General features: G+C 37.5%; 6 protein-coding genes and 1 pseudogene. 2 read left to right on the plus strand and 5 right to left on the minus strand.

Annotated features, from left to right (window positions below; genetic code table 11):
* Nucleotides 1-183: 183 nt before the first annotated feature.
* Nucleotides 184-810 (plus strand): rhomboid family intramembrane serine protease, encoded by a 627-nt coding sequence (locus CZ225_RS19260; RefSeq protein WP_077155091.1) that lies wholly within the window; start codon nt 184-186, stop codon nt 808-810.
* Nucleotides 811-835: 25 nt separating this feature from the next.
* Here CZ225_RS19260 and CZ225_RS19265 read toward each other — a convergent pair whose 3' ends face one another.
* Complete coding sequence (locus CZ225_RS19265) at nt 836-1,435, minus strand: MarC family protein (RefSeq protein ID WP_073349455.1); 600 nt, start codon at nt 1,433-1,435, stop codon at nt 836-838.
* A gap of 137 nt (nt 1,436-1,572) precedes the next feature.
* On the opposite strand from CZ225_RS19265, the gene CZ225_RS19270 reads away from it, so the two are divergent.
* Nucleotides 1,573-2,253 carry a Crp/Fnr family transcriptional regulator gene (locus tag CZ225_RS19270; protein ID WP_077155092.1) on the plus strand — a complete coding sequence of 227 codons (681 nt, stop codon included), beginning with the start codon at nt 1,573-1,575 and terminating at the stop codon, nt 2,251-2,253.
* Nucleotides 2,254-2,381: 128 nt separating this feature from the next.
* On the opposite strand, the gene CZ225_RS19275 is transcribed toward CZ225_RS19270, so the two are convergent.
* The 4 genes and pseudogenes from CZ225_RS19275 to CZ225_RS23760 all read right to left on the minus strand — a co-directional run.
* On the minus strand, nt 2,382-4,475 hold the full coding sequence (locus tag CZ225_RS19275; RefSeq protein ID WP_077155093.1) for a BT4734/BF3469 family protein: 2,094 nt from the start codon (nt 4,473-4,475) through the stop codon (nt 2,382-2,384).
* 738 nt (nt 4,476-5,213) lie between these two features.
* Nucleotides 5,214-5,909 carry a hypothetical protein gene (locus CZ225_RS19280; RefSeq protein ID WP_077155094.1) on the minus strand — a complete coding sequence of 232 codons (696 nt, stop codon included), beginning with the start codon at nt 5,907-5,909 and terminating at the stop codon, nt 5,214-5,216.
* Complete coding sequence (locus CZ225_RS19285; RefSeq protein WP_077155095.1) at nt 5,906-6,226, minus strand: hypothetical protein; 321 nt, start codon at nt 6,224-6,226, stop codon at nt 5,906-5,908. Before CZ225_RS19285 ends, CZ225_RS19280 begins: the two co-directional genes overlap by 4 nt.
* A 119-nt stretch (nt 6,227-6,345) precedes the next feature.
* Nucleotides 6,346-6,528, minus strand: a pseudogene (locus tag CZ225_RS23760) (hypothetical protein); the annotation flags it as partial.

Consider the following 6,528-nt stretch of genomic DNA (forward strand, 5'->3'; position numbering starts at 1 on the left):
GCATTATTTAAAGGTTAATTATTTGGTCCATAGCATATAAACACCGCTCAGAGCACTGTCTACATAGGTATAATGCCCAAATGTACAAATTATAGATAAAAACAAAAATAAAAAGGCTTTTTATTTTCAGATTTTGTGTAAATATTCGTAGTATTGCGTAAAATATCTAAAGAAAAGAATGTAATGAAGCAGGACATTCAGCGCATCATGCTAGCTGCAGCCAGGTCTTTGTTCCTTATTTTTATCCTTTACTTACTTAAAACGATTGAAGTAGGAATGGGCTGGGACTTCTCTCATCTGGGAGTTTATCCTATGGAGAAAAGGGGGATAATAGGTATTCTGACTCATCCATTGATACACAGTGGTTTTAGTCATTTATTTGCAAATACCCTCCCCTTATTCTTTTTATCATGGTGTTTATTTTACTTTTACCGGGGAATATCCGGTAGGATTTTCGTACTTATCTGGCTTGGTTGCGGAATACTCACGTTCTTCATTGGCAAACCGGGCTGGCATATTGGTGCGAGCGGACTGGTTTACGGCCTTGCCTTCTTTCTCTTTTTCAGCGGCATTCTTCGCAAATATGTTCCACTGATTGCCATATCTTTATTAGTCACCTTTCTATACGGAGGAATTGTGTGGCATATGTTTCCTTATTTTTCTCCTGCCCATATGTCGTGGGAAGGGCATCTCAGTGGTGGTATTATGGGAATCCTCTGTGCATTTGCTTTTGTAAACCATGGTCCCCAACGTCCGGATCCTTTTGCAGATGAAAATGAAATAGAGGAAGAGGATATTAATGCCCTATAGACTTACCTGATATTCAATATTTCAATCAGTGTTTTTGCAACGCTTCTATTAATAAGGTAATATTTGCAGTAAATAGCCTTACAGCAATAGCTAAAAGAATAATCCCGAAAAACTTACGAATAATATAAATACCGCCCTTACCCAAAAAGCGTTCTACCCGCCCGGTCATACTTACCACAAAATAAACCCAGATCATATTTAGTATCAAGGCTATAATTATGTTGATATCAGCATATTCTGCCCGAAGGGAAAGTAACATAGTAAACGCGCCTGCACCTGCCAATAAAGGAAAAACAAGTGGCACCAAAGTAGCTTCCTTAATAGGTCCTTGATTCTTAAAAATCTCAATGTCCAGAATCATCTCCAAAGATAAAAGGAAAATAACAAACGCACCCGCCACCGCAAATGATTCAATATCTACCCGGAAGAGCTTCAGCAACATATCTCCTGCATAAAAAAAACCTATCAATAAGACAAAAGAGATTATAGTAGCCTTCATTGCATTCACTCCCTTGCCTTTCTCTTTCAAGTTTATGATAATAGGTATAGAACCAATAATATCTATTACAGCAAAAAGTGCAATAAATGCACTGAACATTTGCTGCCAATTAAAGCCTGCAAACATGATATCCTCCTTTTTTATTGCAAATATACTCTATTTTTAGGCTTTCAAACAATAAAAAAAACAAAAAGTAAGGTCAGATGAGATTAGTAATATCGTATTATGAGTAAATTTGTGAAATTAACAAAAGATTTTAGCTCATGGAAACAATGTTCGACACTTTACTCCAATTACCTTTATTTCAAGGTCTTTGCCATGAAGATTTTACCAGTATATTGGATAAGGTCAAATTGCTTTTTATCAAACATAAAGCAGGGGAAACAATTATAGAAAGCGGTAGTCCATGCAAACAACTCTGTTTTCTGCTAAAGGGTGAGATTTCTATAATAACAAGGGCAAAAGAAGATATATATACAGTAATAGAACAAGTGGAAGCTCCTTATCTGATCGAGGCACAGTCTTTGTTTGGTATGAGTACGACTTATAAATCTTCTTATGTAGCTAGAACCGAAGCACATTCTGTTAATATCAGCAAATCCTTTGTGCTAAATGATTTATTCAAGTATGAGATTTTTCGTCTCAACTATATGAACATTATCAGTAATCGTGCTCAAAATCTTTATGCTCGTTTATGGGAAGAGCCAACACCGGATTTAAAAAGTAAAATCAATCGTTTCTTCCTATCGCACTGTGAAAAGCCACAGGGTGAAAAGATCTTTAAAGTAAAAATGGACGATCTGGCACGCTGCTTGGATGATACACGGCTCAATATTTCCAAAACACTGAATGAATTGCAGGATTGCGGTTTAATCGAGTTGCATAGAAAAGAGATTGTTATCCCGGATGCACTAAAGTTACAAAATAGTAATAACCTCCTATAAATAGTATACATCATTGCCCTCATGCTCTCACTATCCTCACCAAATCCTCTATTCATCATGGTTTCAGCTATGAGAGATCCGATGGTAGCAGAGTGAGAGTAACTGTTTGCCCTCACTCTATGCCTCATTCACTCCATTTTCATCAAATGATAAAGTGTCCCCTTGCTAGATTTCCGGCAAGGGATATTCAACTTTTGAAGTGTCCGGCCAAATACTGCCACTTTATTGATAGCCAACTTATCGCGCGTCCTCGTCTGCAAATAATTCAAAATTTGCATGGATGTCATCCATTCGCCACCCTCCTCCTCTTCCGCCGGGCGGAGAAAGCAATGAAACAGCTGTTCTAAAGGACTCATCTGTTCAAACTCGCGGTTCGTTTGCTTCAAGATATTCTCATCTTCGTCATCCAGCCAGTAACGCTCACCTTTGGAAACAGCCTCCATCGCTTGGGCATAAAGCTGTTTATAGTTAATGGTAGCATGAGTGTTGATAGGAGCTATTACCTCAATACAGATAAAACGACGGCTACCACTGGGGTCGGTAAGCAAATCTTTCTGATTACTGGTACCGATAAAGGAAGCGTAGCGGCGCATCTCCCGGATCGTATTGCCATGAGGCTTACGCAAGTTAGCGACAGGCTTTTGCAACAAATGTTTCAGAAAACCCTGCTGACTGACATTGACTTGGTCGAACTCATCGATGTTAATCAGGAAAAAACGTCCCAAATAACGTTCCGCTTCTTGCTTACTCTTGAAATCAATGCTATCCGTATATCCGAAACGTAACTCCGGCGGCAAGATCATACGGCAAAACGTCGATTTGCGATAACCCTGCGCACCGACAAGCAGAGGCGAAGTACTGTTGCCATGTTGCCGGTCTATTCCTCTCCAATGAGCCACCATGCTGAGAAACCAACGATAGAACAACTCCCTCCAGTATGGATTAGTGCAGGGAACCAAGTCTGCCAATGCACGAATACGGTCTTTGCCGTCCCAACGACCTACATCATAAAGATATTCTTCTACAGGATTGTACAAAGGGACAAATTCTGAATTCAGGAAGCGGTCTACATCACGGTCCCAGGCATTGATACCTTCTTTTAAAGCACAGATAGAAATACTGTTACGCACCCGCTTATCTACAACTTTAAAATAGAAATGAACGGAATCACGTTGGCGATATTCCAAATCATCCAGCACTGTGTTATAACGGAATTCATAACGGCGGTTCATAAACTCCTCCAACAAAAAAGCAGTTTCCTGCTCCCTGCCCACGCTACTTTTCCGCCCGAATCCCTTGCATTCCTGATACAGATTATGAAATACCGGCCGTATCAACAGTGTATCCTCCTCGCTATAATAATGGATAAGCGTCTGACGCACAGCCTCTTCCTCGGGTATACCGGCTTTAAAACAATGTTCGGCAAGATGTACCAATAAAGGTTGCAAGTCATCACCACGTTTCCAATTCTCCATTTCCTGAAGCGATCGGTTTAATGCAGCCTCGTAAATCTTCGTGAAAGTTTTAGCCGACTCAAATCCCGGTTTCAACCGCAATAAAAGATTCTTCTCTCCCTGTTTCCGTTGCCGGAATGTCTCCTCCCCCGGCATTGCCAGCGGTTGTTCCAGGCAGAACGGCACTGCATCGGGATTATAATAAGGATTCTCGTCCAATGTCATACGGCATTTTTGTGTCAGTACCGGTTCTTTTAGATCAATGTCGTAAGGAAGCATTGGTTGATAACATTTCACAGCCAGCAAATAGGCATGTGCATGAAACAGTGCTGCCTCTGCTTCTTTCACAGGCAGTCCTCGGTCATCCGGCAATGCAAAACGTACCCATATCTTCACACTACGGCCACTAGAACCGCAAAATGCAGCAAAAGTCTGGGGTAACAGTGCTACTTGACGCTTTACAAGTTCCATTTCGGACAAGCCGGCCAATCGGTTTACCTCCAACTGTACCAGTCCGTTATACTGTTTCATTCTTCGTCCACCTCCTTTGATACGGGCATATTCCATGGCAGGATAAATGTACGGCAATTTATCTATATGTTCGTACCGGGCATACGTCCCCTCCAACATCGGTATCAGTTCGCGCAAAGCCGTGACATATCCCGGTTTAGTTTCTGTCTTCATTTTGTCGAACAAGGCATTGGCTTCACATACACTCAGAGCCTCTTTCCCATTCGATCCATCTCGTCTGATTAAAGAAATCTTCATTTTACTTTATCTATTTTTCTACTATTACATTTTATTACTTAATTCCCGTAAAGGTACACTATTAATTCTCAGAATACAAGCTTTTATAGATAACGGATGACTTTTAAATTCTTCATTAATAGATATTCTCCACTTCATTAATAACAAACTTCCTGTTATTTAATGCCTAACTTCTTTTCCTCTAATAGAGAAATTATTCTTTATTAGATATAAACTATAAATGCAAGTTGCGTTTATAAAAACAGAGCTTTCGTTTATATAAATGCAAGTTTCGTTTATATAAACGCAACTTGCATTTATAGATTTCAATTAATAAAAAACAACTTTACTATTAATAAGAATAAAGTTTGTGATAGGAGAAGGAGAACTAATCTATTAATACTTCTGCTCATTACTTATAATAAAGTCAGGGCAGACACATTATACTTTTTACTATAACCACTGTACATCTCCATATTCATCACGCAATTTAACAACCTGTATTACAATTGAATGCACATTTATCTACTTACATCTGCAAGAAAATTAAAATCAGAATATAGAGTGAGGGCAAAAGGTTGCCCCCACTCTGCCACCATCATTGCTCTAACTGCTGTAACTCCGATGAACAAAGAGGTTGCAGCAGTTAGTGAGGGCATGAGGGCAAAAAGTGATATAATTTAAATGTGAATTCAGCGATTCTTAAATACAATCAGGGCAGCATATAATAAATAGTATGTTTCTCATAAGTGTAGTAGTTTAATATATAATGTCAGTATCGAACAAAAATTCTTTTCCGTAATAAGTCCGATCTCTTTCTATTGATCGACCTTCAAATCTGCCATTCGTTACTGATACTTTATAGGTAGCTTCAGGTATATGTTGGCTTGCAGCTGATGCCTCAAATTCAAATAAGCCAGATATATTTCTTTTATTGATATCTATTTTTGTAAATTCAATATAACCACTTGTCGTAATGTTCGTTCTCAACGTTATAGACTTTTTTCTAATTTCTTTAGGAATCAAAGACGTGTCTACACATTGATAAAGGTAAGGTTCAGCTCCAATCGTTGCAACATAGAATTTATCCTCAAAACCATATATTTTACTATTATCAACCTCTTTCCTAAAGTAATATTTTTCCCCGATTATTGGTAAAGTCTTTTGAGCAAAAGATATTTTAAGATCATACTGTTTATTGTTTTTGGAATCTAGAAATTTGCTGATATTAAATGTAAAAATGTTATCTCTAGAAGTATATTCATAATTCATATGAAAAGTAGCTGGGACTTCAAAAGCTTTTCTCAATCCTTCCCCTCTTACTAATTCACCATTAATATAACACTCCACAAAACTTTTATTTTTAAAACGCTCACCAAAACGATCTTTATCACATTGACTAAATGTTATTGTGAGAAAGACAATCAGAATTATTACAAAATACTTGCTTTTCATTTTGATTCATTTAAATTTTCTACTAATTCAACATAAACATTATATAGGCTATCCGGAATATTTAAATCTGCTGCTTCTTCCGCATTAAGATTTAATATGTACATAGAATCCCGGTAAATAACCTGATCCATTAGCATGTTTCCAAAGTCAGACTGCGCTTGATGTTTGGACTCATCTGAAATAGTATTAACATTCCTTATTGTTGTCGTTGGTGTTTCAGCAACAGGTTGTTCTTCTACAATATCTACATCCTTGCAAGAAAATAGCATTAATAAAAGAAATGAAGGAAATAGTTTTAATTTAGTTTCTGTTTTCATAAAGCATTTGATTTTATATGGTTAAACAATATTCTATTTAGTAACCGGAAACTTAATCTAATCAACACCTTCAGAAATATATAGAAAATGGTATCAATTGAGATCAGTAGTGTAGTAGTTTAATATATAAGGTCAGTATCAAAGAAAAAATCTTTTCCGTAATAAGTGCGTTCTCTTTCTATTGATCGGCCTTCAAATTTACCATTTGCTACTGATACCTTATATGTAGCTTCAGGTACAAGTATGCTTGCAGCTGATGCCTCAAATTCAAATTGGCCAGATATATTTTTCTTATTGATATC

The sequence above is a fragment of the Bacteroides bouchesdurhonensis genome, from assembly GCF_900155865.1.
Classification (GTDB): domain Bacteria; phylum Bacteroidota; class Bacteroidia; order Bacteroidales; family Bacteroidaceae; genus Bacteroides; species Bacteroides bouchesdurhonensis.